Origin of the sequence: Saccharopolyspora galaxeae, assembly GCF_016526145.1 — a bacterium.
In the GTDB taxonomy this organism is placed as follows: Bacteria; Actinomycetota; Actinomycetes; order Mycobacteriales; family Pseudonocardiaceae; genus Saccharopolyspora_C; species Saccharopolyspora_C galaxeae.
Genome location: NZ_JADDUE010000008.1, coordinates 294,037 through 320,901 on the forward strand (window position 1 = coordinate 294,037; position 26,865 = coordinate 320,901).

At 71.2% G+C, this 26,865-nt stretch carries 27 protein-coding genes; 16 read left to right on the plus strand and 11 right to left on the minus strand.

What is annotated here, in order from left to right:
- The first annotated feature begins 67 nt into the window (after positions 1-67).
- The 5 genes from INP57_RS19920 to ureG all read left to right on the plus strand — a co-directional run bounded on the left by INP57_RS19920 (position 68) and on the right by ureG (position 4,524).
- On the plus strand, positions 68-412 hold the full coding sequence (locus tag INP57_RS19920; protein WP_200071858.1) for an urease subunit beta: 345 nt from the start codon (positions 68-70) through the stop codon (positions 410-412).
- Entirely contained in the window at positions 405-2,114 is a 1,710-nt protein-coding gene (locus tag INP57_RS19925) for an urease subunit alpha (RefSeq protein ID WP_200071786.1), read from the plus strand. The genes INP57_RS19920 and INP57_RS19925 overlap by 8 nt, the downstream gene beginning before the upstream one ends.
- A gap of 80 nt (positions 2,115-2,194) precedes the next feature.
- Positions 2,195-2,977, plus strand: coding sequence for an urease accessory protein UreD (locus tag INP57_RS19930; RefSeq protein WP_200071787.1), 783 nt, complete (start codon positions 2,195-2,197; stop codon positions 2,975-2,977).
- A 118-nt stretch (positions 2,978-3,095) separates the two neighbouring features.
- Complete coding sequence (locus tag INP57_RS19935) at positions 3,096-3,785, plus strand: urease accessory protein UreF (protein WP_200071788.1); 690 nt, start codon at positions 3,096-3,098, stop codon at positions 3,783-3,785.
- Positions 3,786-3,828: 43 nt separating this feature from the next.
- Positions 3,829-4,524: an urease accessory protein UreG gene (ureG, locus tag INP57_RS19940; protein ID WP_200071789.1), complete on the plus strand. Its 696-nt coding sequence runs from the start codon at positions 3,829-3,831 to the stop codon at positions 4,522-4,524.
- Between the two features lie 6 nt (positions 4,525-4,530).
- On the opposite strand, the gene INP57_RS19945 is transcribed toward ureG, so the two are convergent.
- Positions 4,531-4,842 (minus strand): winged helix-turn-helix domain-containing protein, encoded by a 312-nt coding sequence (locus INP57_RS19945; RefSeq protein WP_200071790.1) that lies wholly within the window; start codon positions 4,840-4,842, stop codon positions 4,531-4,533.
- Positions 4,839-5,279 (minus strand): hypothetical protein, encoded by a 441-nt coding sequence (locus INP57_RS19950; RefSeq protein WP_200071791.1) that lies wholly within the window; start codon positions 5,277-5,279, stop codon positions 4,839-4,841. Before INP57_RS19950 ends, INP57_RS19945 begins: the two co-directional genes overlap by 4 nt.
- A 312-nt stretch (positions 5,280-5,591) precedes the next feature.
- Between INP57_RS19950 and INP57_RS19955 the strand changes: the two genes are divergently transcribed.
- Together INP57_RS19955 and INP57_RS19960 are read left to right on the plus strand one after the other, a co-directional pair.
- Complete coding sequence (locus INP57_RS19955) at positions 5,592-6,086, plus strand: pyridoxamine 5'-phosphate oxidase family protein (RefSeq protein WP_200071792.1); 495 nt, start codon at positions 5,592-5,594, stop codon at positions 6,084-6,086.
- 83 nt (positions 6,087-6,169) lie between these two features.
- Complete coding sequence (locus INP57_RS19960) at positions 6,170-6,490, plus strand: VOC family protein (protein ID WP_307850181.1); 321 nt, start codon at positions 6,170-6,172, stop codon at positions 6,488-6,490.
- A 72-nt stretch (positions 6,491-6,562) separates the two neighbouring features.
- Here INP57_RS19960 and INP57_RS19965 read toward each other — a convergent pair whose 3' ends face one another.
- Genes INP57_RS19965 through INP57_RS30645 form a run of 4 tightly spaced genes read right to left on the minus strand, consistent with a single transcriptional unit; the run spans position 6,563 to position 9,686 of the window.
- Positions 6,563-7,846, minus strand: coding sequence for an APC family permease (locus INP57_RS19965; protein ID WP_200071793.1), 1,284 nt, complete (start codon positions 7,844-7,846; stop codon positions 6,563-6,565).
- A 46-nt stretch (positions 7,847-7,892) separates the two neighbouring features.
- Positions 7,893-8,567 carry a potassium channel family protein gene (locus INP57_RS19970; protein WP_233627900.1) on the minus strand — a complete coding sequence of 225 codons (675 nt, stop codon included), beginning with the start codon at positions 8,565-8,567 and terminating at the stop codon, positions 7,893-7,895.
- Positions 8,557-9,048 (minus strand): potassium transporter TrkG, encoded by a 492-nt coding sequence (locus INP57_RS30640; RefSeq protein ID WP_445326515.1) that lies wholly within the window; start codon positions 9,046-9,048, stop codon positions 8,557-8,559. Before INP57_RS30640 ends, INP57_RS19970 begins: the two co-directional genes overlap by 11 nt.
- Positions 9,012-9,686 (minus strand): potassium transporter TrkG, encoded by a 675-nt coding sequence (locus INP57_RS30645; RefSeq protein ID WP_445326516.1) that lies wholly within the window; start codon positions 9,684-9,686, stop codon positions 9,012-9,014. The genes INP57_RS30640 and INP57_RS30645 overlap by 37 nt, the downstream gene beginning before the upstream one ends.
- 239 nt (positions 9,687-9,925) lie before the next feature.
- Here INP57_RS30645 and INP57_RS19980 point away from each other — a divergent pair, with 239 nt between their 5' ends.
- Positions 9,926-11,146: an MFS transporter gene (locus INP57_RS19980; protein WP_307850182.1), complete on the plus strand. Its 1,221-nt coding sequence runs from the start codon at positions 9,926-9,928 to the stop codon at positions 11,144-11,146.
- A gap of 149 nt (positions 11,147-11,295) precedes the next feature.
- Here the strand turns inward: INP57_RS19980 and INP57_RS19985 are convergent, their stop codons facing one another.
- Positions 11,296-12,084 (minus strand): SDR family NAD(P)-dependent oxidoreductase, encoded by a 789-nt coding sequence (locus tag INP57_RS19985; protein WP_200071794.1) that lies wholly within the window; start codon positions 12,082-12,084, stop codon positions 11,296-11,298.
- A 119-nt stretch (positions 12,085-12,203) separates the two neighbouring features.
- The gene (locus INP57_RS19990) at positions 12,204-13,304 is read right to left on the minus strand and encodes a pyridoxal-phosphate-dependent aminotransferase family protein (protein WP_200071795.1); all 1,101 of its coding nucleotides are present in this window, start codon (positions 13,302-13,304) and stop codon (positions 12,204-12,206) included.
- A 398-nt stretch (positions 13,305-13,702) separates the two neighbouring features.
- On the opposite strand from INP57_RS19990, the gene INP57_RS19995 reads away from it, so the two are divergent.
- On the plus strand, positions 13,703-15,367 hold the full coding sequence (locus INP57_RS19995; protein ID WP_200071796.1) for a hypothetical protein: 1,665 nt from the start codon (positions 13,703-13,705) through the stop codon (positions 15,365-15,367).
- A gap of 24 nt (positions 15,368-15,391) precedes the next feature.
- Here the strand turns inward: INP57_RS19995 and INP57_RS20000 are convergent, their stop codons facing one another.
- Positions 15,392-17,473, minus strand: coding sequence for a tetratricopeptide repeat protein (locus INP57_RS20000; protein ID WP_200071797.1), 2,082 nt, complete (start codon positions 17,471-17,473; stop codon positions 15,392-15,394).
- Positions 17,474-17,608: 135 nt separating this feature from the next.
- Positions 17,609-18,169: a TetR/AcrR family transcriptional regulator gene (locus INP57_RS20005; RefSeq protein ID WP_200071798.1), complete on the minus strand. Its 561-nt coding sequence runs from the start codon at positions 18,167-18,169 to the stop codon at positions 17,609-17,611.
- Positions 18,170-18,348: 179 nt separating this feature from the next.
- Here INP57_RS20005 and INP57_RS20010 point away from each other — a divergent pair, with 179 nt between their 5' ends.
- From INP57_RS20010 to INP57_RS20020, 3 genes are all read left to right on the plus strand, one after another.
- Entirely contained in the window at positions 18,349-19,560 is a 1,212-nt protein-coding gene (locus INP57_RS20010; RefSeq protein ID WP_200071799.1) for an MFS transporter, read from the plus strand.
- Positions 19,561-19,782: 222 nt separating this feature from the next.
- The gene (locus tag INP57_RS20015) at positions 19,783-22,950 is read left to right on the plus strand and encodes an arabinosyltransferase domain-containing protein (RefSeq protein ID WP_233627901.1); all 3,168 of its coding nucleotides are present in this window, start codon (positions 19,783-19,785) and stop codon (positions 22,948-22,950) included.
- A 135-nt stretch (positions 22,951-23,085) separates the two neighbouring features.
- Positions 23,086-23,826, plus strand: coding sequence for a lysophospholipid acyltransferase family protein (locus INP57_RS20020; protein WP_200071801.1), 741 nt, complete (start codon positions 23,086-23,088; stop codon positions 23,824-23,826).
- A gap of 3 nt (positions 23,827-23,829) precedes the next feature.
- Here the strand turns inward: INP57_RS20020 and INP57_RS20025 are convergent, their stop codons facing one another.
- Positions 23,830-24,528 carry a penicillin acylase family protein gene (locus INP57_RS20025; protein WP_233627902.1) on the minus strand — a complete coding sequence of 233 codons (699 nt, stop codon included), beginning with the start codon at positions 24,526-24,528 and terminating at the stop codon, positions 23,830-23,832.
- 279 nt (positions 24,529-24,807) lie between these two features.
- On the opposite strand from INP57_RS20025, the gene INP57_RS29720 reads away from it, so the two are divergent.
- The 4 genes from INP57_RS29720 to INP57_RS20040 all read left to right on the plus strand — a co-directional run bounded on the left by INP57_RS29720 (position 24,808) and on the right by INP57_RS20040 (position 26,739).
- Complete coding sequence (locus INP57_RS29720; RefSeq protein ID WP_233627903.1) at positions 24,808-24,951, plus strand: hypothetical protein; 144 nt, start codon at positions 24,808-24,810, stop codon at positions 24,949-24,951.
- A gap of 125 nt (positions 24,952-25,076) precedes the next feature.
- Positions 25,077-25,343: an acyl-CoA dehydrogenase family protein gene (locus tag INP57_RS29725; protein ID WP_307850183.1), complete on the plus strand. Its 267-nt coding sequence runs from the start codon at positions 25,077-25,079 to the stop codon at positions 25,341-25,343.
- Entirely contained in the window at positions 25,343-26,023 is a 681-nt protein-coding gene (locus INP57_RS20035) for a phosphoribosylanthranilate isomerase (protein WP_200071802.1), read from the plus strand. The genes INP57_RS29725 and INP57_RS20035 overlap by 1 nt, the downstream gene beginning before the upstream one ends.
- Positions 26,002-26,739 carry a beta/alpha barrel domain-containing protein gene (locus INP57_RS20040; protein ID WP_200071803.1) on the plus strand — a complete coding sequence of 246 codons (738 nt, stop codon included), beginning with the start codon at positions 26,002-26,004 and terminating at the stop codon, positions 26,737-26,739. The genes INP57_RS20035 and INP57_RS20040 overlap by 22 nt, the downstream gene beginning before the upstream one ends.
- The last annotated feature ends 126 nt before the right edge of the window (positions 26,740-26,865 follow it).

The following is a 26,865-nucleotide window of genomic DNA, read 5'->3' on the forward strand; positions in this document are numbered from 1 at the left end:
GCAGCAGCGGCCGGGAACGGGCAAGGAGATCGCGCCCGGTGCGGGAAAGGGCCGCGCGACGGGTCTGGTGCAGCCGGGTGTCGAATCCAGCGAATCCGGCGGAGCACCGGGGCAGATCATCTACGGCGAGCAGCCCGTCGAGATCAACGCGGGACGGCCGGTGCGCACGGTTTCCGTGGTCAACACGGCCGACCGGCCGATCAGCGTGGGTTCGCACTACCACTTCGCGGAGACCAACGCCGCGCTCGAGTTCGACCGGGAAGCGGCTTGGGGCCACCGGATGAACATGCTCGCCGGAGGCATGGTGCGCTTCGATCCGGGCGCCACGGTGGAGGTCGAACTGGTGCCGCTGGCCGGTCGGCGGATCGTGCGCGGACTGCGCGGCCTGGCGGGTGGTGCGCTCGATGGCTGAGATCGACCGCCAGCGGTACGTGGCGTCACTGGGACCGACGACCGGCGACCGGCTCCGGCTGGCCGACACCGACCTGTTCGTCGAAGTGGAGCAGGACCGGTGCGCCGGCGGGGACGAAACGGTCTTCGGCGGCGGCAAGAGCGGCCGCGAGTCCCAAGGCCAGTCGCACGCCACCCGCGCCGAAGGAACCCCGGACCTGGTGATCGGCGGAGTGGTCGTGCTCGACCACTGGGGCGTGGTCAAGACCGACGTCGGCATCCGCAACGGCCGCATCGTCGCGCTCGGCAAGTGCGGCAATCCCGACGTGATGGACGGCGTGCACCCGGACCTGGTCGTGGGCCCGGCCACCGAGATGGTCAACGGCAGCGGGCTGATCATGACCGCGGGCACCGTCGACACGCACGTGCACTTCGTGTCCCCGGAGATGTCGGTGGTCGCGCTCGAAGCGGGCACCACGACGGTCGCCGGTGGCGGAACCGGCCCGACCGACGGTTCGAAGGCCGCGCTGGCCACTCCGGCCGGGTGGTGGATGCAGCGGATGCTCGAAGGCTTCGACCCGTGGCCGCTCAACGTCCTGTTCCTCGGCCGGGGCAGCACCGTGTCCGAAGAGGCGCTCTGGGAGCAGTTGCGTTCCGGGGTCGGCGGGTTCAAATGCCACGAGGACTGGGGCGCCACGCCCGCGGTGATCAACACCGCGCTCACCGTCGCGGACGCGGCCGGAGTGCAGGTGGCGATCCACAGCGACACCCTCAACGAAGCAGGGTTCGTCGAAGACCTGCTGCGCACCGTGGGCGGCCGCAACTTCCACGCCTTCCACACCGAGGGAGCGGGCGGCGGGCACGCCCCGGACATCATCCGCATCGCCGGTGAGCCCCACGTGCTGCCGTCGTCGACGACACCGACCCGGCCGTTCACCGTCAACACCGCGGACGAGCAGCTCGACATCTGCCTGATCGCGCACCACCTGAATCCGCGCGTGCCCGCGGAACTGGCCTTCGCCGAAAGCCGGGTGCGGGCGTCCACGATGGCCGCCGAGGACATCCTGCAGGACATCGGCGCGATCTCGGCGATGTCCTCCGATGCCCAGGCGATGGGGCGGCTCGGCGAAGTCGTGCGGCGCACCTGGCAGACCGCGCACGCGATGAAGCAGCTGCGCGGCTCGCTGCCCGGGGACGATCGCGCCGACAACCACCGCGCCCGCCGCTACGTCGCCAAGTACACGATCGTGCCCTCGGTGATCCACGGGCTCGAGCGGGAGGTCGGTTCGGTCGAGCCGGGCAAGCTCGCCGACCTGGTGCTCTGGGAACCGGCGCTGTTCGGCGTGCGGCCCACCGCGGTGTTCAAAGGCGGGATGATCGCCTCGGCGATACTCGGCGACCCGAACGCCGCCGTGCCGACGCCGCAACCGGTCCTGCCCCGGCTCGGATACAACGCGCACACCCGCGCGGCAGCGGCGACCAGCGTGGCGTTCGTGGCCCCGGCCGCGATCGAAGATCGACTCGCGGACCGGCTCAACGTCGAGCGCAAGCTGGTGCCGGTCGAGAACATGCGGGGCAGGACCAAGGCCGCGCTGCCGGAGAACGAGGCGGTGCCGGAGATCCAGGTCGACCCGGACACGTTCGCGGTCCGCATCGACGGTGCCGAAGTGGACCACGAACCGGCGGCCGACCTGCCGATGGCTCAGCGCTACTTCCTGTTCTGACCTGCGGGGAGGTTGCAGGCGATGTGCACCCGAGACGCCGCGCGCGAGCTCGTCCGCACTGCGCCCGCGGGGACCGTCCGGTGAAGCGGGTCCATGCCCGCCTGGGCACCGAGCTCGTCCGCGGCGGGCGGCCGCACACCCGCATCTGCGGCTTGCGTTCCGACTGGCCGCTGATGCTGCGCCCCACGCTGCCGCTGGACGACGGGACGATCGCCCGCTGGTCCTCCCGCGACGCCGTTCCGGCGCAGGTGCACCAAGCCGCCGCGGCGGCGGGGCCGATCGGCGGGGATCGGCAACATCTCCGGATCGACGTGGGAGCGGGCAGCGCACTCGTGCTCGGGGAGGTCTCCCCCACGCTGCTGCTACCGGGCCCGCGCGGCGAGCAGTCGCATACCGAGGTCGACATCGCGGTCGGCCCCGGCGCGACGCTGGCCTGGCTGCCGCAGCTGGTCATCGCCGCACGCGGTTGTCTGCATCGCGCCGACGTGCGCATCGCGCTCGAGCCCGGATCCCGGTTGCTCCTGCGGGAACAGTCCTTGTTCGGACGTTGCGGCGAGCGATCCGGCGCGCTGCGCCAGCGGGTCCGGGTGCGGCTCGGCGGCAGACCGCTGTTCGACCAGGAACTCGCGGTCGGTCCCGGCCTCTCCGACGGCTGCGGACCTGCCATCACCGGCGGGCAGCGCAGCGTGGGCTCGCTGCTGCTGGTCGACGCCGACGCGCAGCACTCGGCAGGCGGGGACCAGGACTTCGCGATCATGCCGCTGCGCGGTCCCGGTGTCGCAGCGACCGCTCTCGCCCCGGACACCGCCACGTTGACCCGGAAACTGGCCGCCGCGCTCACGCGGATCCTGGGGCGGTCGTGACCGCACCGGTCCGGAGTGCGCTGGTGGTGCGCCCGCCCCATCGTGGTGCTGCGGCCGTGCCGCCCGCGACCGGCCGTCCGACGGCGCAGTGTGCGGCGTCGATGGGAGGTGGCGCGAAATGGCGGGTCTTGCCGTGCTCGCGCTCGCGGACGCGCGGTTTCCCGGCGGCGGGCACGTGCACTCGGGGGGCGTCGAGGAAGCCGCAAGGCAGGGGCTGGTGACGGACGTGTCGAACCTGCGGGAGTTCTTGTCCGGCCGGTTGCGCACCACCGGCTCGGTGCAAGGAGCCTTCGCCGCCGCGGCGGCACATGCCGCGTTGCGGTCGGCCCCGCACGGGCACTGGCGGGCCCTTGACGCGGAGTTCGACGCGCGCACCCCGTCGCCCGCGCAACGCTCGGCCTCCCGCGCGCAGGGCCGCGGAACCGCCCGCTCCGGACGAATCGCATGGCCTTCGGCGGCGCTGGACCGCCTGCTGGCGGTGAGTCCGCGTCCGCATCACCCCCTGGTGCTCGGCGCGCTGGCCGCAGGCGGCGGAACCGCGCCGCGGGACGCAGCGCTGGCGGCCGGTTACCTGACGATCAGCGGACCGTCGTCGGCTGCCGTGCGGCTACTCGGGTTGGACCCGCTGGTGGTCAACGGCGTCCTTGCCGGGCTGGCCGCCGAACTCGACGAGCTCGCCGACCGGGCGGCGGCGTTCGCGGGCGCCGACCCGGCCGAACTGCCCGCGTCGAGCGCGCCCGCGCTCGAACTGTTCGCCGAAGCCCACGAACGCCGCCAGCAGGACGAAGTACGGCTGTTCGCGTCCTGATCGCCAGGCGCCCGTACGGGCGAAAACCGCGAGGAGGTCCCGAATGAGCACCACCGGCCACGGACACGCCCACTCGCTCGACCCCGGCTTCGCCGGGCCCGACCCGCACGACACGGCATCCGGCGCGGACCGGCCGTTCCGGCTGGGCATCGGCGGTCCGGTGGGCAGCGGCAAGACAGCGCTGACCGCGGCGCTGTGCCGCGCGCTGGGCGGGGAGATCCCGTTGGCCGTGGTCACCAACGACATCTACACCACCGAAGACGCCGACTTCCTGCGCTCGACCGGTGTGCTCGCGGCCGACCGGATCGAGGCGGTGCGGACCGGAGCCTGCCCGCACACCGCCATCCGCGACGACATCACCGCCAACCTCGACGCCGTCGAATCGCTCGAGCAGCGGCATCCGGGCCTGGCGCTGGTGATCGTGGAAAGCGGCGGGGACAACCTCACCGCCGTGTTCAGCCGCGGCCTGGCGGACGCGCAGATCTTCGTCGTGGACGTCGCAGGCGGTGACAAGGTGCCGCGCAAGGGCGGGCCGGGCGTCACCACCGCGGACCTGCTGGTGATCAACAAGGTGGACCTGGCCGCGCAGGTCGGCGCTGATATGGCCGTGATGCGCACCGACGCGCAGCGCGTGCGGGGCGAACTGCCCGTCATCGAGCAATCCCTCATCGTCACGCCGAACGCGCCCGACGTGTCCGCGTGGGTGCGCACTCGGCTCACCAGGCGAGCGTCCAGTTGAAACCGCTCAGGTTTCGTCGCTGTCGACGAGGGCTCGGAGCGCGTCGAGATAGGCGGCGTACGCCGCGCGCCCCTGCTCGGTGAGCGCGAGCCAGGTCCGCGGGCGTTTGCCGACATGACCCTTGGTGACCTCGACGTACCCTGCGTTCTCCAGGATCGTCATGTGTTTGGAAAGCAGGGAGTCGCTGGCCTCGATCGTGTCGCGCAGCAGCGGGAAGTCCATGCGTTCCATCGGCACCAGCGCGGCCATGATCGACAGTCGGGTCGGCGAGTGGATGGTCTCGTCCAGCCCGTGCCTCGGGTGCTGCTGTGCGGTCATTCCGCGAGCACCCGCCAGGCGCCGTAGACGCAGGGAATCGCGGGCAGGAGTCCACTGAGGACGATTCCGGGAACCGCCCCCTCCGGGAACACGAAGTTCTGCAGCAGCACGGCGGCGAACACCAGCACCACGAATGCTCCGGTCACCGGCCACACCAGTCGGCTCAGCAGCTTGCTCGTCACTTGCTGCCGGGCGCTGTAGATGATCCCGGACACGGCGAAGACCAGCGGAAGAAGTCCGACGACCACGCTCGGCCAGCCGTCGGGCACCAGCGGTGATCCGATCAGGTGCACCGCCATCGTCACGGCCATGGCCAGCCACACCCATGCGGGCCACCGCGCGACCCGGCGCGCCTTCGCGTCGACCTCGGTGGCGTTGCCCAGCGCGGCGGACGGCGTCAACGGCGATTCATCGCCGGAAGTTCTCGACTCGTTCATGACTCAAAGCATGGCAATCACTCAACGGGTCGTCAAGTAGTTGCGGTTCGTTCAGCGCCAAGCTGCCCGCGGGGCATCGGCGGTCACGTGGACGCGGCGAACCACGCAGTGGCCGTGCCCGCCTCCGCAACGAGCACCCCGGAATCGGGCGGACGGGCACCGTCCTCATCTCCGTGGCTCGGCTTCGGTCGAGCTGGTAAGAGGAAGTGGGCCCAGAACTCCGCCGGGTCCGATGCCGCGTGTCCGCTGATCAGCAACGTCCCGGGTGCGACTGCGACCGCGGTTGTCCCTGCGACCGGAAGGATGCCCCGCATGGAGGCACAAGACATCGAGAACGAATTGTCCCTGACCGGCGCGCAGGAGCTGCTCAGCTCCACTTCGGCCGCCCACCTCGCCTACACCGGGCAGGACGGAACACCGCGAGTGGTCCCGGTCGGATTCTTCTGGACCGGCGACCAGTTCGTGGTCGCCACCGCCACCACCGCCCCGAAGGTCGCGGCGCTGTCGACTCGCCCCGAAGTGGCGCTGGCCATCGACGCGGGCAACACGCCCGAGCAGGCGCGATCTCTTTCGATCCGAGGGCGGGCGAGCGTCGAGATCGTCGACGGCGTGGTCCAGGAGTACCTCGCCGCCGCCAGGAAGACCATGGAAGCCGAAGCAGCGGCCGAGTTCGAGCGGAACTGCCGCGAGATGTACGGCCAGATGGCACGAATCGCGATCACGCCGGACTGGGTGCGCTACTACGACTTCGGCGCCGGCCGGATGCCCCGATTCCTGCAGGACCTGGCCGAGCGGCACCAGACTTGACGGGGCGGCCGAGTGCGGGCGCCTCAGATGCATCCTCCGCTGCCACCGCCGGCCCACCACATCACTAGCGCGAAAACCCGTGCGTGGTGCAGGTCGTCAACAGCTGGATCATCATGAACCCGGGCGGCGGCCCAACACCCGACAAGCCCGGCATCACCCTGCGCACCCCCGAGCAGTCCAACACCGTCTCGGCCTTCCTCAACGTGCGCGTCGCCGACATCGCCGCCTTTTACGCGGGCGCCCGAGCCCGGGGCGCCGAGTTCCTCACCGAGCCCCTCGATCGCAACGCCGAGATCCGCTGCTACCTGCGCGATCCGGACGGCTACCTCATCGAGATCGGCCAGGCCACCGGCATCTTGCGCGGCATCTACGCCGACCCACCGGCGAGCGGCGATGACGGATGAGCAGACCGCTGATCACTCCGGCTGGCCGCGCGACACCCCGACCGGCGCTGTCGATCAGGCGTCGCGCAACCGTCAGTCCGCGCGTTCGGTGTCGCCCGACCGGGCGCGGGAGCGGAGTCGCCGGATGATCGCCCGGCCCAGCAGACCGGCGGCGAACACCACCAGCCCGGCCAGCACGGAAGCCACCGGCAGGGTCGCGGCCAGTGTCAGGCAGCCGGACAGGCCGAGGACGTTGATCGCGCGGGGCCAGCGGCGCTGCTGCGCAGGCTGGGTGAACGCCGCGGCGTTCGCGATCGCGTAGTAGACCAGGACTCCGAAGCTGGAGAACCCGATCGCGCCCCGCAGATCCGTGGTCAGCACCAGCACGACGACGATCGCGGCGACGACGACTTCGGCGTGGTGCGGAACCCGGCGCCGCGGATGGACCGCGGCGAGGAACCCGGGCAGGTCGTTGCCCCTGGCCATCGCCATGGTGGTGCGGCCGAGACCGGCGATCAGCGCAAGCAGTGCGCCGAGGCTGGCGGCGGCCGCGCCGAGACGCGCCAGCACCGCCAGCGGTCCGTGCCCGGCGGCGGTCAAGGCCTGGGCCAGCGGAGCGGACGCTGCGGCCAGCTGCTGCGGGCCGAGCACGAGCAGGAGGACCACGCCGACCGCGGCGTACACGAGCAGGGCCAGTGCCAGCGCGGAAAGCACGGCGCGCGGAATCGTGCGCGCGGGCTCGCGGACCTCCTCACCGAGGGTGGCGATGCGCGCGTACCCGGCGAATGCGAAGAACAGCAGGCCCGCGGCCTGCAACACGCCGAGCGCCACGTGCGGGAACCATCCGTCCGCCAACCGGGACGGCTCACCGGCCGGAGCCGACAGCGCGAGCACCACGACCAGCACGATCACGACCACCGCCAGCAGCACGCGGGTCAGCGCCGCGGTGCGGGTGATCCCGGCGTAGTTCACCGCCGCCAGCAGCACGACCGCGGCCGCGGCGGCAGCGCGCTCGTGACCGGGCGCGACGTAGGCGGCGAACGTCAGCGCCATCGCCGCGCAACTCGCGGTCTTACCGATCACGAATCCCCAGCCGGCGAGGAATCCCCACCAGTGCCCCAACCGCTCACGCCCGTAGACGTAGGTGCCTCCGGCCATCGGGTAGACCGCCGCGAGCTGCGCGGAGGCGACCGCGTTGCAGTAGGCGATCAGCCCGGCGATCCCCAACGCAAGCAGCAGCCCGGTACCCGCCGCGGCGGCCGCGGGCGCGAAGGCGCCGAACACTCCGGCACCGAGCATCGAGCCGAGCCCGATCAGCGTCGCGTCCACCGCACCCAATCGCCGCTGCAGGACAGCGTCGGACGGTGTGGAACTCATCGGCGCTCCGTTTCGCCATCAGGGGTTCGCCGTCAGGGGTTCGCCATCAGGTGAGGTCGGCGAAGCGTTCGACGTCGCGGGACCGACCGGAAACGATGAGGATGTCGCCCTCGTACAGCCTCGTGTCCTGGGTGGCGTAGGTGAAGTCCGCGCCGGGCCGCTTGATGGCGACGACGGTGACTCCGTACTTGCTGCGGACCTTGCTCTCGCCCAGCGCGTGCCCGGCGGCCATGGCGGGGGCGCGGGTCTTGACCATGGCGTAGTCGTCTTCGAACTCGATGTAGTCCAGCATCCGGCCGGTCACCAGGTGCGCCACCCGCTCACCCATGTCGTGCTCGGGAAGCACGACGTGGTGCGCGCCGACCCGTTCGAGGATGCGCCCGTGCTGGCGGCTCACGGCCTTGGCCCAGATGTGCCCGATCTCGAAGTCGGCCAGCAGCGAGGTCGTCAGGATGCTGGCCTCCAGATCGTCTCCGATGGCCACGACCGCGCGGTCGAAGTCGGGCACAGCGAGCTGCCGCAGCGCCTCCGGATCGGTGCTGTCCGCGACGGCGGCGTGCGTGACCGAATCGGAGAACTGCTGCACGACGTGCGGCCGGGTGTCCAGGGCGAGCACCTCGGTGCCCCGTTCGATGAGTTCGACCGACAGCGAACCGCCGAACCGGCCCAGCCCGATCACGACCACGCGCGAGGGATTGCTGCGGGAGTTGTTAGCCGACAATGGGACGTTCCTCCGGTAGGTCGTAGCGACGGGTGCGTTCCCGCAGCGCGAGAGCGGAAGCCAAGGTGATCGGCCCGACGCGGCCGGTGAACATCAGCACCACCAGGATGAGCTGCCCGGCGGTCGGCAGCTGGCCGGTGATGCCGGTCGACAACCCCACGGTGCTGAACGCGGAGACCGACTCGAACAGCACCGCGTCGAGCGAGAACGGAGTGAGCACCAGCAGCGCCAGGCAGGCGGCGAAGACCAGGCCGACGCCGACCAGGACCACCGTCAGGGCTTGCCGGTGCACCTCGCGCGGCAGCTTGCGGCCGAGAACGTGCACGTTCGGCTCGCCGCGGACTTCGGCGAGCATCACGAACGCCAGCAGCGCGAACGTGGTCACCTTGATCCCGCCCGCCGTACCGGCGCTGCCGCCGCCGATGAACATCAGCACGTCGGTGATCAGCAGCGCACCAGCGCCGCCACGATCGGCAGGCACACCCACGCATCGGTCGCATACCGGACCAGGCTGTCCGAGAACAACGCGAACCCGGCGTTGTTGAACGCCGAAACGGCGTGGAACACGCCCAGATAAGCCGCGTTCCCGAGCGATTCGCCGTAGTGGCCTGCGAACCTGGCGAACAGCACCAGCGCGGTCAGCGCTTCGACGGCGAGGCTGAGCACGACCACGCCGGAAATCACGCGGCGCACTTCACCGAGCCCGAAGCTCTTGGTCTCGGTCTGCGCGCTGCGTTGCAGTCGCAGCCCGAGGCGGCGGGTGACCAGCAGCCCCAGCAACGAGGCCAAGGTCATGATGCCGAAGCCGCCGATCTGGATCAGCCCCAGGAGCACGACTTCACCGAAGGTCGACCAGTGCGCCGGTGTGTCGACCACGTACAACCCGGTCACGCACACCGCCGATGTCGCGGTGAACAGCGCCGTGCTCCAGCTCGTGGCTTCGCCCGTTTCGGTGGCCGCAGGCAGCATCAGCAGTACCGTGCCGACCAGCACCACCAGACCGAAACCCATCGCGACCACGCGCGCCGGATGCCGGGTGCCCGGCAGCCGCGAACGGACCGAGCGCCGCAGCGCCGACCACGCGGACCGCCCGGAGACCGCCGTTGCTCCTACCGGCACCGCCGCCCCCGGCTCTCACCAGCACACACATTCCCGGCCACAAGCGCGAGAACCTACCGGGCCCGGCGGCCACCACCAACACGACGTGACGAAGTCGTGCGCAGCCGACCGAACCCACGACGGACGATCTCGTAGGTCCGGCGCCGGGCCGTCGTATCCACGTGCAACGCGGTTGACTTGTTTGTCCGTCGTGCGGCAAGTTTTCCTACCGGTTTGCTCGTCTAACGATCGGAGGAACGGTGTCCGGCGCTTCGTCGACGCGGACGTCCGGCGACCCCGGCACCGGAACCCGGTTGCCCGCCGAGATCTGGGTGCTGCTGTGCGGCAGCTTCATCGTCGCGGTGGGCATGGGCATCGTGTCCCCCGCGCTGCCCGCCTTCGCCACCTCCTTCGACGTCGGCGTGACCGCGGCCTCGTTCATCGTCAGCGCCTTCGCGCTCATGCGGCTGGCGTTCGCGCCGGTCAGCGGGCGGCTGGTGGCGTGGTTCGGGGAACGGCGGATCTACGTCCTGGGCATCTCGATCGTCGGAGTGAGCAGCGCGGCCTGCGCGTTCGCCGGGTCGTACTGGCAGCTGCTGCTGTTCCGCGCGCTCGGCGGCACCGGCTCGACGATGTTCACCGTCTCGGCCGTGGCGCTGCTGGTCCGCCTGGCGCCGCCGCACCTTCGCGGGCGGGCCTCCGGGCTGTGGGCGACGAGCTTCCTGCTGGGCAACATCTCCGGGCCGATCGTCGGCGGCGTCATGGTCGGCTTCTCGCTGCGCCTGCCGTTCCTGACCTACGGTGCCGCGCTGTTCCTGGCCGCGTTCGTCGGCTGGCTGCTGCTGCGGAACTCGACGCTGGCCGCGCCGGTCACCGGCGACGCTGCGGCGATGACCGTCGGCGATGCGCTGCGGATGCCCAGCTACCGGGCCGCGCTGCTGTCGAACTTCAGCACCGGGTGGGCCGTGCTCGGCGTGCGGATCGCGCTGATCCCGCTGTTCGTGGTCCAAGTGCTGCACTCCACGCAGTCCATGGCGGGCGTGGCGCTGTCGGTGTTCGCCGCGGGCAACGCAGCGGTGATCATGATTTCCGGACGGCTGTCCGACACCCGCGGGCGCAAACCGCTGGTGCTGACCGGGCTCGCCGTCACCGCGGTCGGCACCGCGGCACTGGGTTTCAGCACCTCGATACCGATGTTCTTGGCGTCCTCGCTGGTCGCCGGGGTGGGTGCGGGCCTGCTCAACCCGGCGCAGAACGCCGCCGTGGCCGACTTGATCGGCACGAAGAACAAGGGCGGACCGGTACTGGCCGCGTTCCAGATGGCCGCCGACGTCGGGGCGATCCTCGGGCCGCTGATCACCGGGGTCCTCGCCGACGCGGTGTCGTACCAGGCGGCGTTCGCGGTCACCGGGTTGACCGCGTTGCTCGCACTGGGCGCGTGGCTGACCGCGCCGGACACCCGCGGCCGCGCGGAAACCTGAGCCCTGCGCGAGCCTTCGCCACTCGCCGTCGAGGGAGGCCCACTCGCCTCCGAGGGAGGCGCAGTGGCGCCCAGAACTCTATTCGCGCGCTCGGGCGGACGACGATCCGCCGACGGGGCCGCATCGCTGCCGCCGACCGGCGGGCCGGCTCAGTCGCGAGGCTTGGCCTTGCGCGCGTGGCGCGCGGCTTTGAGGGGTTCGGGCAGGAAGCGGTTCAGCAGCGCTTCGCGCTTGGTCGCGCCATCCCCCGCGACTATCTCGGCCTTGCCCGCCAGCAGCGCGTCGAAGCCTTGGCGGGCGACCTCGGCTTTGTCGTTCTTGCCTGCGTTCGGGCCGAATGCGGTGTTGTTCATCCCGGCGCGGGCGTGGAAATCGCTGTTCGTCGCGCCGGGCAGCATGGTGGTGACACTGACGCCGGTGCCGCGCAGCTCTTCCCGGAGCCCGAGGGCGAACATGCGGGTGAACGCGCGCGAAGGTCCGTAGACGGTTTCGTACGGCGTCGGCAGCGTGGCCGACACCGATGACGTGATCAAGATCCGGCCCCGGCGCTGCCCGGCCATGGCCGTCGCGACCCGCTTCGCCAGCTGCACCACCGAGCTGACGTTCAGCTCGATCAGGTTCAGCTCCTGATCGAGGTCGTTGTCGAGGAAGGCGCCGCCGATGCTGACCCCCGCGTTGATCGCGGCCGCCTCCAGCGGCCGGTCGGTCGCCGCGACGGCTCGCCAGACCTTCTCGACTTCCGCCCGGTCGCTCAGGTCCGCCCGCACGGCTTCGACCCCGGCGCCGAGGCGCCGGAACTCCTCGGCGGCGGCATCGATGCCGGCGCTGCGCCCGGTGGCGACCAGGTCGAACCCGCGCCGGGCGAACAGCGCGGCGAGCTCGTAGCCGATTCCGTTGGACGCGCCGGTGACCAGGGCCAGCGGCCTTCCGTTGCGCATGGGTCGCTCCTGTTTCATCGCGGGCGGAAACGCTCCCACCGGGGTCGGCCATTCCGCCCGCAACGATGCATGACCCGCGGTCCGGCCTTCCGGCGGCCGGACCGCGGGCCGGTCGCGGATCAGCGACCGAGGACTTTGCGCAGCGTCCCGAGCAGCACCTCGACGCGGTCCGGGCCCGCGTTGGGGCCCATCAGACCGATGCGCCACACCGTGTTGGCGTACTCGCCCGCACCGCCGCCGATCTCGATGCCGTAATCGTTGAGCAGCTGCTTGCGCACGTCGGCGGAGTCCACCTGCTCCGGCACGACCACGCTGGTGAGCTGGTGCAGCCGGTGCCCTTCGGCCGCGAACAGTTCCAGGCCCATCTCCTGCAGGCCGCTCTGCAGCGCCGCACCGGCTTCGCGGTGGCGTTCGGCCACCGCCGGCATCCCCTCCTCCAGGACGCGCCCGAGCGCGGCGTGCAGCGAGGCGACCATCGCGGTGGGCGCGGTGTGGTGGTAAGCGCGGCCGCCGGACGCTCCGCCGGTGACGTAGTTGCCGATGAGGCCGAGGTCCAGGTACCAGGTCGTCGGCCGCTCGACCCGCCGCTGCCAGGCCCGTTCGGAGACCGTGAAGGGGGCGAGCCCGGGCGGCACGCCGAGGCACTTCTGGGTGCCCGCGTAGGCGATGTCCACGTTCCACGCGTCGAGTTCGATCTGCTCGCCGCCGATGGAGGTCACGCAGTCGGCCAGCAGCAGGGTCCGCTCGTCGCGCTCCCGCAGTGCCGCCCCGAGCGCCCGGATGTCGCTGCGCACACCCGTGGAGGTCTCGGCGTGCACGGCGGCGACGATCGACGGGCCGGGGTGCGCGGCCAGCACGCGCTCGATGTCGACCGGCTGGCCCCAGGTGTGCTCCACGCGCACGACCTCGGCGCCGTAGCGGGCGGCGACGTCGCACATCCGCTCGCCGAACAGGCCGTTGACCGCGACCACGACGACATCACCCGGGTGCACGAAGTTGACGAAGGCGGCTTCCATGCCGATCGAGCCGGTGCCGGAAAGCGGGAGCGTCCGGGCGTTCTCGGTGCCCCACACCGCGCGCAGGCGGCTGCCCGTCTCATCCAGCATCGCGAGGAACTCGGGGTCCAGGTGCCCCAGCATCGGGCTCGCCAGGCCCGCAGTCGCCTCCGGGTAGGCGTTCGTGGGTCCAGGTCCGAGCAATGAACGTTCGACGAGTGCCATACGGCCACCCTAGGTGAATCGTTGCACCGCACCTCAAGGCGTGGTCGGCGCTCGGCACGCCGCCGCGCGAGTCGGCACCGCGACCGCCGGCGAACCTCGGCCGCACTACCGGCCCTTTCACCGATGTGCGCAGCGACTACGGCTGACGGTGATCGCCCAACCGGTTCGGGTCAGCGGGCGAGCTTGCATTCGCGTGCGATCCACGGACGACGGTTCAACAAGGCCGTCAGTTCGTTCCGCGGCCACAGCACGATGTCCGGACGCTTGGCGGCGTCGTCACCATGCCCGTCGGCGGCCGGGGAACACCCCGGCTCTCGCTGCATTTTCGCTGCCCGGTGCGGCGCGGCTCGCACGTCGACCGGGGAAGTCGGTGAACGGCGACGGTTAGGATGCCGGGCATGTGGTCGCTGCCGTGGGCCGAAGTACTGGTGGGCGAGAAAGGGCGTTCGTGGCGAACGGTTCCGCAGGTGCGCACGGTTCTCGTGGTGGTGCACACGGTGACCGCGGCGACCCGGCTGTTCGACGTGCTCGGCCTGTGGGCGCGCGATTCCCGGGTGCAGACCGTCTTCACCTGCACCGGGACCAGCGCCTTCAGCCAAGGGACCGAGGAATTCCTGCGGGATCGGGGAATTGAGCCGATCACCTGGCAGGCGGCGGTGGAACGCGAATTCGACCTCGCGGTCGCCGCGAGCTACGGGGGGCCGTTGCACGATGTGCAAGCCCCATTGCTCATTCTGCCGCACGGCATGGGATACAATAAATTGCAACCCGGTTCCCGGAGCCCGGAGCCGGTCTTCGGTCTTTCCGAGTCGTCGTTGCTGCACGACGGCAGGCTCATCCCCTCGGTGGCGGTCCTGTCGCACTCCGAGCAGCGAGAACGGCTCCGCGAGTACTGCCAGCAGGCCGTCGACATCGCGCTGATCGCCGGTGATCCGTGCTTCGACCGGATGCTGGCGAGCCGTCCGCTGCGGGAGACGTACCGGCGGCACCTCGGTGCGCACCCGGACCAGCGGGTGCTCGTGATCTCCTCGACCTGGGGCGAGCGATCCCTCTACGGCTGCTTTCCGTCGCTGGTCTCGCAGCTGGCGCGGCGGCTTCCGCTGGACGAGTACCGCATCGTCGTCGCCCTGCACCCGAACATCTGGTGCGCGCACACCCCGTGGCAGGTCCGGAACTGGACCGGCGAATGGACGCGCGCCGGTGTCACCGTGCTGCCTCCGGAAGAAGGCTGGCGCGCCGCGCTCGTCGCCGCGGACCTCACCATCGGCGACCACGGTTCGGTCACCTTCTACGCAGCAGCGCTGGGCGTTCCGGTGTTGCTGGCATCCGCTCCGGTGGAAGCGGTCGACCCGGCCTCCCCGATCGCCCGGCTGCTGCGGACCGCACCGCGACTAGACCCGGACGGCGAGCTGCCTGCTCAGCTCGAATCGACGATCACCGCGCACGATCCGGAGCGCTATTCGTCCATCACCGCGCACACCACGTCGGTTCCCGGGGAATCGGCGCGGCTGTTGCGCTCCAGCGTGTACGGCCACCTCGGACTCGACGAACCTGCGTTCCCGGCCGAGACCACCACCGCACCACTACCCGATGTTGCGAATGCGGAGCCGATCAGCCAAATCGTGCACCTCGGATTCGGCGACAGCCGGGATCACGCTGTCGTGACCCGGTTTCCGGCCGAATCACTCCGGGACGCGACCCGGCTGCCGCCCGAGGCGGTGCTCGTGGCGACCACGTCCGAAACGTCCCGGCGTTGGCTGGAGTGGGCCGAAATCCTGCTCGACGACGGCCGCTGCGCCGATCCGGGGCAATGGATCCGCGGCACGCTCGCCCGGCTTCCCACGGCGGTGCTGGCGGCGACCAGGGATCCCGCGGGCCGCTGGGTCGTCGGCGGTCTCGACGTCGCGGAGGTGCGATTCACCGGCCCGGACGAGCTGGCGCCTGCCTACGCCGCGTTCTTGCACGCGTGGGTCGCTGCGGACGAGTGCGTCCACGACATGCCCGCGACGGTGACCTTCGGGCTCGGCGGCCGGAACGTGACCGCAGCTGTCGAAGCGAGCTGACCCCCGCCGGTCGGCAAGGGGCGGTCAGCTCCGGTCCAGCTCCGCCTGCACCTGTTCGGCCTGGTCCAAGAAACCCCACGTGCGGTAGATCGACGCCGAGCGCGTGAAGTGCTCGCGCGCCTCGTCCATGGCACCGGCGGCGATGGCGCACCGGGCGAGCGCGGCGTGCGCCTGCGCGATCTCGAAGTGCCGGTTCTCCTCGGTCATGTGCCGCAACGCTGCGGTGAGATCGGTGCGCGCCTCGTCCGGACGCTGCAACTCCACACGCCGAATCCCTCGCCACAGCAACGACTTGTGCTCGTTGTGCAGGTCAGGGCGCGGCAGCGACCGGAACGCTTCGATCGCGTCGTCCAGCAACCCCACGGCGGCTTCCGGCGACTCCACCGACCCGAGATGCATCTTCGCCAGGGCCGTCCGGCGCGCGTCGTCGATTTCCCGGGCCATGGCGAGGTTCCGCAGCAGCAGCTCGTGCGCCGCGGCGCGGTCGCCTTGCTCCCGCCGGACCAGCCCGAGCGATTCGACGGCCGTGGCCGCCAGGTCGTGCTCGCCGTGTTCGGACGCCATCTCGTTGGCACGGGCGAACATTTCGGCGGCCTTGTCGCGCTCACCGCGGTGGCGGAAGGCGAATCCGCGTTGCACCAGCGCGAGTCCGGCCACGAGCCGATTCGCGTCGTGATCCCGGCTTTCCTCGACGACGACCGCGCAGTCGTTGACCGCATCCATGTCATCGAGGTGCTTGGCCCGCTCGTGGAACGGCCACACCGCGACCGCCAGCGGGCCCACCCGCTCATCGCCGCCGTCCCGCAGCAGTTCGGCCACTGCGCGGATGTTGACGCGCTCGGCCGCCAGCCACGCCTCCGGATCCGGCGGCACGCTGCCCAGTCGGAGGTCCGGCCAAATCCGCTGCAGCCATCCGCGCTGCGGCATGACGGCGTTGCCCGCCGGGATCGCACCGTCCACATAGAACTGGACGAACCGCGAGGACGCCCCGGGATCGCGGTGGTACCGGCGCGCGTGGGCGCGCACCAGTCCGTCCACGAAGAACCGATCCGGCGCGCTCTGCTGCACCAGCCTCGCGTCCAACAGCCGGTCCAAACCCTCCCGGACGTCGTCCTCGCCTTCTTCCAGCGCCGCAACGAGCGCGGCCACGCTGACGTCACCGGAACCGGGATGGTCGCCGAACGCGGTGTAAAGCCGGCGCGTTCGCTCGTCGAGGCGATCGGCCGCGGTGTTCAGCACCGCGGTCACCGACAGGGACTCATCGCGGGACAGCACGGCCAATCGGCGGTCCTGATCGGACAGTTCGCGCACGAGCCAGTCGATCGGGCGCGTCGGGCGCTGCGCCAGCAGCGCTCCCGCCACGCACAACGCCAGCGTCGATCCCTCGCACCGCTGCACGAGCGCGTCGAGCTGCTCGGGTTCCCGTTGCGGCCGCGGATCGTCCTCGTCCAGGATCCGCCGCAGCAGCAGCCGCGCCGACTCCGGGCTCATCGGATCGAGTTCGACGAACGCGGGCTTCTCCCGCGCGCGCAGCGCCGCCAGCGGGCCCGCCTCGGTGACCAGCACGACCGAGCGCCCCAGTCCCGGCAGCAACCAGCGGACCTGCGCGGCGGTGACGGCGTCGTCGACGACGACCGCCACGCGCTTGCCCGTGCTCCAGGACCGGAAGTAGTTCGCGCGCCCCTGCAAGGTCTCCGGGATCTCGTTCACCGCGTAGCCGACCGCGATGAGGAAATCGCGCAGGCACTCGCTTTCCGAACCGGACTCCCCCGCCGCCCCGGACAACCGCGCGTAGAAATGGCCGTCCGGGAAATCCTCGTGGTGCTCGCCGGCCCACTGGAACGCGGTCTCGCTCTTGCCGCCACCGGCCGCACCGCGGAGCACGATTAAGCGCGGCGCTTCGCCGCCCGGCTCGCCGGTGAACCGCGCGGCCTCGGTGATCTCGCGGAGCTGGCGCTCGTTGTTCGTGTAGTTGCGCGTCGCCGGGCGAATCTGCCTGGGCGGATGCGGCGCGGGCCGCGACGGCAGCGAGAAGTGGATCCCGCCCTCGACGTGCCCGGCCTGCACCACCGCGTCCGCTGAGCCTTCGAAGTCGTTCCGGGTCACCGCCGAGCCCCCTGCCGTCCGAAGATCGCCATCCGAAGATCGAAGACATCAGGCTAACGTGCCGCGAAGATCACGACCACGAAATCGGCGGAGCCGCGCAGCACGCTTCGCAGAACCGAGGAGTCGCAGCCGGCGTCAGCCCGGAGCTTCCGGGGGCGAGGTGATCCTGCGGAGGGCGTCGCGGGTGAGTCCGCGATCGTAGGCGCGGGTCCCGAAGGACCGGTGGATCGTGAGCCCTTCGATGAGCGCATCGATCTCCCTGGCGACGTGCGCGCCGAAGTGCCTGCGCAGCGCTTTGTGGCTGTGGCTCATCCAGTCCGCGACCAGATCGCGGTAGGCGGGTTCGCGCGCGGCCAACGCGTAGAGCTCGTGGGTGAGCACCAGGTCGTCACGGGTGGCGAAGACGTCTTCGTGGATGATGCCGACGACGGCCTCGCGCGCCTCCTCCGGTCCGCGCGCGGCGGTGAGCCGGTCCTCGAACCGGCCGCTGATCGTGGCGCAGAACCGGGAGAAGGCCGCCCGCAGCAACTCCTCCCTGTCGGCGAAGTGGTAGGTCATCGAACCCAGCGGGACGTCCGCGCGGGCGGCGACCTTGCGGTGCGAGGTGCCCGCCACGCCGTCCTCGGCGATGGTCGCCAGCGCCGCATCGATGATCCGCGTGCGCCGATCCGGATCGAAGCGCCGGGCTCTGCCCATGGGTTCGGTCACCTCCGTCGCCGATTCGCCGCACACCGTGGCCGAACACGGTCGCACGCGACGCCGCGGACGGGAACATCACCTCGACAGCCTATAGGTACGATCGTACGCATCTAGCGTACGGTCGTACACATCGGCCGACCTCGCCAGCGAAATCGCAGTTCTCACGGAACGGAATCATGCCGGACCACTTCGCTCCCGCCGGGCAGCTCGCCTGCGGCTCGTCCACTGCAGCCCGCCGCCGCGCGTTGCAGGCGGTGTTCTGCTTCGTCGGGATATCGCTGGCGTCCTGGGTCACCCGCACCCCGGCGATCCGGGAGTCGTTGCACGCCTCGACCGCGCAAATGGGGCTGGTGCTGTTCGGGCTGTCGGCGGGTTCGATGACCGGCATCCTCTCGGCCGGAGCGCTGGTGCGGCGGTTCGGCACCAAGGCGGTGATCACCGGTGGCGCCGCGTTGGTCGTCACCGGGCTCGCCGCGCTCGGCGGCAGCACGGCGCTGCAGCTGCCCTCCGGCGCGTTCGGCGGGCTGCTGCTGTTCGGGCTCGGCATGGGTTCGTTCGAGATCGCCACCAACATCGAGGGCGCCGAGATCGAACGGATCGCCGGCAGACCGCTGATGCCGCAGCTGCACGGCACTTTCAGCGCCGGAACCGTCGCAGGCTCGGTGCTCGGGCTGGTGTTCACCCGCGCAGGCGTCGATGTGTTGTGGCACTTGCTCGCCGCGGCCGTGGTGGGTGCGGGGATCGTGGCCGTCTCCGCCCCGTCGATTCCCGCCGGGTTCGCCGTGTCCCGGCGCCCCGTCGAGCACGGGGGCGGCAGCGCCGTGCGCGACCAGCTCAGGCTGTGGAAGCAGCGCCGCATGGCGCTGCTCGGCTGCGTGGTGCTGGGCATGGCGCTGGCCGAGGGCGCCGCGAACGACTGGCTTCCGCTGCTGATGGTCGACACGCACGGTTTCGATCCGGCGGGCGGCTCGCTGCTGTTCGCCGCTTTCGCCGCGGCCATGACCGCCGGGCGATTCGCGGGCGGGCGGTTGCTGCGCCGGTTCAGCCGTGCCGTGGTCGTGCGCAGCAGCGCGGTGTGCGCCGGGGCCGGTCTCGCGGTGGTGATCGGCACGCCGTTCCCGTCGCTGGCGGTGGTCGGAGTCGTGCTCTGGGGGCTCGGGACCTCGCTCGGTTTCCCGCTGGCGCTGTCCGCGGCGGGTGACGGCGACGGGGACACCACGGCCCGGGTCGGCGCGGTGGCCACCGCGGGCTACCTCGCGTTCCTCGTCGGCCCGCCGCTGCTGGGCTTGCTCGGCGACCACTTCGGACTGCGCTACGCCATGCTCGTCGTACTCGCCCTCATCGGCTGCGCCGCCGCGACCGCCGCGGCCGTGCGCCCCGAACGCTGAACACCGCTGGAGGACTGCGGCCGTGCGGTCGACAATCGCGCGCTCGGCGCAAAGCCGGCACCTCGAATCCGGGCGATTCCCGCCGGAACGGATTTCCCGTGACATGCCGCCCGCTACGCACCGGCAGTTGCGTACGACCGTACGCAACACGGGTAGGCTCGCGTCCGATCTTCCCGCGGCCTCCGCGGTCCCCGACCCCGAACCCCGGCGATGATGCGATCGATGAGCGAACTGTTCCGGAATGCGCGGTCCCTGCGGTGGTTCGCGGTGGCTTGCGGGGTGCTGGGCGCCCTCGCGGCGGTGTTGTTGCCGTTCCTGCCCGTGCGCTACGAGATCACCACGTTGCAGTGGCCGACCGCGCAGGGCACGCAGGCGGTTTCCGCGCCGCTGTCGGCCTACCAGCCGATCCGGCTGGACCTGGACATGCCGTGCTCGACGGCTCAGGGGCTGGACGCGCGCACGCCCGGCCCGGCGGTGCTGCTGAGCACGAACCCGCCCGAAGCCGAGTACGGCACCCTGACCGGGCTGCGGCTGGAAGTCCAGGACGGGCAGCTGCGCCTGATCTCGCAGGGCAGGCAGCTCGGCACCACCGAGCTGCCCGCGGGCGACTGCGCGATCGGGGTGCATTCGGACGGGCACTCGACCGACGCCGAGGCCGGAGGTGCGCGGTTCGCCCACGTCGGCGGTGACGCGCGTCCGCAGCTGACCGGCATCTTCTCCGATGTGGACGGTCAGCTCGACGACACCGCCGGGATGTCGTTCTCCGCCGAGGTGGACGACCGCTACGACAGCCACCCGACCCCGCTCAAGATCGCGGCGATGGCGGTCGCGGTGCTCGGGACCGCGGGAGCGGTGTTCGCGCTGCACCGCATCGACGCGCTGGCGGGCCGCAAGCCGGTCCGCCGATCGCGCGGGCGGTGGCGGCTGACCGGGCGGGACGCCGCGGTGGCGGCTGCGCTGCTGGCGTGGTGGCTCATCGGGGCGATGACCTCCGACGACGGCTACTTCCTCACGATGGCGCGGGTCCGCGACGAGCTGGGCTACGTCAACGACTTCTACCGCTGGTTCTCCGGGCCGATCGCGCCGATGGGCTGGTTCGTCGAGTTGCAGGCGCGCTGGGTGGAGATCTCCACCGCCACGCCGTGGATCCGGCTGCCCGCGCTGGGCATGGGACTGCTGAGCTGGGTGCTGATCAGCCGGTTCGTGCTGCCCCGGCTCGGCCAGCGGGTGCGGCGCAGCCGCGCGGCCGGATGGGCGGCGGCCGCGGTGTTCCTGGCCTGCTGGCTGCCCTACGACAACGGCCTGCGCCCCGAACCGATCGTGGTGGTGCTCGCGCTGCTGGCGATGTGCGCGGTGGAGTACGCGGTGGCGGCCCGGCAGCTCGCTCCCGCGGCGTTCGGGCTGATCATCGCAGCGTTCTCGGTGGCGGTGAACCCGCACGGGATGGTCGCGGTGCTGCCGTTCCTGGCGGCGGCGAAACCGCTGCTGCTCATGGTGCGAAGCCGCGCGCAGCGGTTCGGCTGGACACCGGTGCTGGCCCCGATCGCCGCCGCCGGGCTGGTCGTGCTGGTGGCGGCGTTCTCCGACCAGACCTGGCGCACCGTGCTCGACGCGACCCAGGTTCGTACCGACATCGGCCCGTCGCAGTCCTGGTACGAGGAGCTGGGCCGCTACACGCTGCTGTTCGGCCAATCCCCCGACGGCTCGCTCACCCGCCGGTTCCCGGTGCTGCTCATGTTGCTGTGCCTGGCGTTCTGCGCGGTCGTGCTGCTGCGGCGCGGCACCATCCGCGGGGCCGCGCTCGGGCCGAGCCGCCGGCTGCTGACCGTGGCCGGGCTGTACTTCGTGGCGCTGGCGCTGACGCCGACCAAGCACACCCACCACTTCGGGGTCTTCGCCGCGGTCGGGGGCGCGGTCGCGGCATTGACCGCGCTGGCCGCCAGCAGCACCGTGCTGCGCTCGCGGCGCAACCGGGCGGTGTTCTTCGCCGGGCTCATGGTGGTGCTCGCGCTGACCTTCACCGGCACCAACGCCTGGTGGTACGTCTCGGGCTGGGGCGTGCCGTGGTTCGACAAGCCGCCGTCGATCAAGGGCTACGAGCTCAGCACCGGGTTCCTCGTCATCGCCGCGATCGCGCTGGTCGTGGCGCTGGTGGAGCACCTGAAGCTGGACGAGCGCAATCCTCCGGTCGCGGTCGAGGAGGACCGCACGCGGGCGCTGCGGCTGGGCACCGCACCGCTGTCGATCGTGTGCGCGCTGCTGATGCTGGCGGAGCTCGCTTCGCTGGCGAAGGCCATCCCCGAGCGCTGGGACACCTACAACCTCGCCAAGGACAACGTGCGGCAGCTGGCCGGGTCCAGCTGCGGGCTCTCGGACTACGTCTACGTCGAGAACGACCCGATCGCCGGGATGCTCGATCCCGCCGCGCGGCAGCCTGCGACCGCAGCACCGGGCGCACCGCCCGAAGAGGACGAATCGCCCGAGCAGTACCTGCGCGGCACCGAGACCGGGTTCCGCCGCGACGGCATTCCGGATACCAAGAACATCGAAACCGGGGAGTCGAACTGGACTCCGCCGCACCGCTTCGGCTCCGACCGGGCGCCGGTGTGGGGCAGCTACGGCTCCCCCGCCAACACCGGCGAACTGCGCACGCCCTGGTACGAGCTGCCGGACCGCGCGCGCAGCGGGGACGTGCCGGTAGTGGTCAGCTCGGCCGGGACGACCTCCGGCCCGAACTCGCTGACCGCCGAGTTCGGCCGGGACACCCCGCAGGGCTTCGAGATCCTCTCCCGCGCGCCGCTCGGCCAGGACGGTGCGAAGCACTGGCGCGACCACCGCGTCCCCGCTCCGGAAGGGGCGACGCGGATGCGGATCGTCGGCCAGGACAAGGCGCTCGGCGAGCAGGGCTGGATGGCCTTCAGCGCACCGCGGGCGCCGCGCCTGACCCGGATGAGCGACGTGGTCGGCAACTCCCCCGCGTACGTGGAGTGGACCGCGGCGATGGTGCACCCCTGCCTGAACGTCACCGCGAACCACCACGGCATCGCCGAGCTGCCGCGCTACCGCGTCGCGGGCGGCGGGGACGTGCGCGACACCGGGCAGGGCTGGTCGTCACCGGACGCGGGCGGGCAGTTCGGCTACCTCAACGTCGCCACGAGCATGGCGGAGCTGCCGACCTACCTGCGCGGGGACCTCGGCAACGACTGGGGCTCGCTCTACGAGGTGCACCCCTACGAGCCGGACGCGCTGCCCGCCTCCGCCGCCACCCGCACGCACCAGGAGGACCACTGGGGCTGGTGGACGCCGGGTCCGACGCCGAACCCGATCACCCTGCCCGGCGACGTCCCGGACTCCAACAACCGGCCGGACCTCCAGCCGGGGCCGCGATGAGCACCGTCCCGGCAGCCTTCGACCGCAGGCTCGAAACCGCCGCGGCAGCTGGTGATCCCGGATCCGCGCGACCGTGGCGTGTGACCGCGGCCGCAGGTGGACGCGCGGGAACCTACGGTTGCGTAACCTGACGCCGTGGCTGAGATCGTCTATCCACCGGTCGTGCTCGCGGCAAAGACCATGTTCCGCGTCCTGGACAACCGGCTGCGCGTGTCGGGCACCGAACACATCCCGCGCAGCGGCGGCGCGGTGATCGCCTGCAATCACGTGAGCTACCTGGACTTCATCTTCTGCGGCCTGGGCGCGCAGCCCGCCGAGCGGCTGGTGCGGTTCATGGCCAAGAAGGAGATCTTCGACAACCGGATCGCCGGGCCGCTCATGCGCGGCATGCACCACATCCCGGTGGACCGGGCCGTGGGCAAGGCTTCGTACGACGAGGCGGTCCGGCGGCTGCGCGCGGGCGAGGTCGTCGGGGTGTTCCCGGAAGCGACCATCAGCAGGTCGTTCACCGTCAAACCGATCAAGTCCGGTGCGGTGCGGATGGCCGCCGACGCGGGGGTGCCGGTCGTGCCGATGTCGCTGTGGGGCACCCACCGGCTGTGGACGAAGGGCCGACCGCGCACGCTCACCAAGCGGCACGTGCCGATCCACATCCACGCCGGCGAGCCGTTCCGGCCCGGGCCGCAGGACGATCCCGACGCTCTCACGCGGGACCTCCGCGAGCGGATGCAGACCATCCTCGACGACCTGCAAGCCGACTACCCCGACCAGCCCACCGGCGAGGACGACCGCTGGTGGCTGCCCACCCACCTCGGCGGCACCGCCCCCACTCCCGACGAGGCGGCCGCTCTCGACGCGCGGCCCACGGCCAACTGAGGATCAGGGCGCTTCGGGCGACGGGCGCAGCTCGATCACCTGCTCCGCTGCCTCCTCGACCCGCTCGCGGCTGTAGAGCAGCGGAAACGCCTCGCCTTGGCTCCACGGCGCGAACAGGTCGGTCGTGTGCGGCTCGCCCAGGCGTCCGGACTGGCCGGGCGCGTTCATCGCCAGCGACGAGTCCCATCGGCCGACGTCGACGACGACGCGGAAAGTCGCCCCGGCGCTCTGCACGAAGTCCGGGCCGTAGGCGGTGTCGCAGACGGTGTCGCCGCTGCCGCCTCGCGGGGCCGGGCCCGCGGCGAGGAGGTCCTCGGGCACGCCGGTCAGCAACGCGGCCAGCGGATGGCGGGCGCGGGCGACGTGCAGCCTTCCCCAGCTCCACTTCGCCCGGTCCGGGCCGAGCAGCCCGGCGAGGTCGGCGACCGCGGCGGGCAGGGTCGACGTGACGATCTCGGCCAGGCGCTTCTCCGGATCCGGGCCGAGGCGGTCACCCGGTGCCTCGAAGAGCTCCAGGTCGACGCGCGCGTCGGCGAGCACGTCCTCGGCAGGCGAGACCCGGGTCGCCGCGTCCGCGGCGTCGCCGGCGCCGACGTGCGGGCGCAGCGCTCGAGCCAGCAGCGCCGGCCGCAGGTGACGCCGGTACCAGACCTCGAACAGCGCGGCCGCCGCCGAGTCGGGTGTCGTAGGTGTCGGTCGCATAGATGTGCGGGACGCCCCAGCGGTCGACCACGATCTCGACCGGGCCCTCCAGCCCGGGCACCGCGAACGCCGTCCGCTCCCGCCCCTGCCGCTGTGCTGCCATGACATCGCCTCCAGCCTCGTCGCCCGCACCCGCAGTGAAGCAAGGAACTTAATGGTCGCGTCGCCGAGAACGAGAACCTGGTATTTAGTCTCTGGTCGAGATCACGGCGAACGCGGCAACCTGGGGCTTGGGCAAATGCAGGGTTTGCCGACCGATCGAGAGAACTGGGGCGAATCATGGCCGTCGCGAACCACAGGTGGGACCACCGCTGGCCGCCCCGCCACCGCTACTACTGGGACTGTCACTACGTCCGCTGGGGCGGCTGGGGCCGGGACCACGGCCGCGGCCGGTGGTTCTGCCACTGGCACCGCCGCTGGTGACAACGAGCCTGACGACAACTGAATGCGCGAAGTCCCCGGTGCCCAACGCACCGGGGACTTTTGCCGGTAGTTGCTCAACAAGCACCAGCGAAAAGCATTTCCCTCGCGTACGGAATCTGCGCGTTGTGCGCACGGCGCGGAAGTGGTTGTTCGACACCGCCGCGCGTGAGGTGGCAGGCGAGGACATCACCGCGGATCTGGCCGCCACCAAGCTTGTGGTGAGCGAGCAGAACCTCGCCTCGGCCACGGCCGCCGTGCAGTTGTTCGGCGGCAACGGCTACATGACCGATTTCGGATTGGAGAAGGAGTTGCGCGACGCGGTGGGCGGGACGATCTACTCCGGCACCTCGCAGATCCAGCGCAACCGCATCGCTTCGGCGATCGGTCTTTGATGCTGGTCAAGGTGTGCGGAGCGAGGTCGGCACCGGAGGTCGAGCGGATCGCGGGCTCCGGTGCGAACCTCGTCGGACTGTGGCACGGCGTTCCCGGCGCCGTGCCCACCCGGCAAGTCGCCGCGCTGGCAACCGCCACGCCGTCCGGCCTGCAACCGGTGCTGGTGACTTTCCTCGATGCGGTGCAGCCCCTCCGCACGGCGATCTCCGAAACCGGGGTGCGCTGGCTGCAACTGCACGGTTTCCAGCAGCCTGCCGTGGTACGGGCCGTGAAGGCGGACCCGTCGATCACGGTGATCAAGGTCCTGCACGTCGACGACACCGAGTGCGCGGAACAGCCGCTGATTCCGGCCTACGAGCGAGCGGGCGCCGACTTGTTCCTCATCGACCACATGCCGGACCGCGACCGGTTGGGCAGCACCGGCAGCCGGCCGCCGACCGCGCTCGTCCTGCGCGTCGCGGAGCGGCTGCGCCGTCCGTTCCTCCTGGCCGGCGGCATCACCGCGCTGCTCGACGAGGACCACCACCGGATCGCCGAGCATCCGCTGTTCGCCGGTGTGGACGTGGACACCGCTGTCCGCGACGAGCGCGGCGGCATCAGCAGAACGCGCTGCGCGGAGATCGCGCAGGCATGGCGATCGTTGCGAGAGGCGGCATCATGTCCTTCGTCGACGCACTGACTTCCGCTCGTATCCCGCTGATCATGGAGATCAAGCCCTGCTCGGCGAGCGGTGCCGAGCTGCTGGGCGGCCGCGCTCCCGCCGAGGTGGCCCGGGAATACGAACTGGCCGGCGCGGCTTGCTTGTCCGTGGTGACCGGCCGCTGGTTCGGCGGCTCGTGCGAGCTGCTGCGCGAGGTCACCGCACGCACGGGCCTTCCCGTGCTGCAAAAGGATTTCCTCACCACGACCGCTCATCTGGACCGGGCCCGCGAGCTCGGTGCGTCCGCCGTTCTGCTGACCTCGGCGCTGCTGGCAGCCTCGACCATGAACCGGCTCGTCGACGGCGCGCTGGCCCGGAACCTGACTCCGTTCGTGGAGGTGCGGACCCGCGGGGAGATCGACGCGGTCCGCAACCCGGCGGAGTGCGTGATCGCGGTCAACAACAAGGAGATCAAGGCTCGCGAACGCGGGTCGCCCGACCTCGGTCGCAGCCTCGCGCTGCTCCCGGACCTGCGCCGTACCGGCACCCCGCTCCCGGTGAGCGCAGGCGGGGTCGGCTCCCCCGCCGAGGCCGCCGGACTGCTGGCCCGGGGATACCGGGCACTGCTGGTCGGAACCGCGCTGCTGCGCGCTCCTGCGATCAGCGCATGGGTCGCGGAACTTCGTGGACGCACGGCTCACCCCGGGCTGCCGACGGCACCGGGAACAACTACGCCGACCTCTACCGGGATCTGATCGTTCCGGCGAAAACCGATGGCTCGACACCGGTTCGCGGCCCTGCTCGAGGAAGCAGGTGTGCACGTGATCGGTGCCCTTGTCCGCGACCAGCAGGAATCGGCCGGTCCGGTCGGACACGGCGCC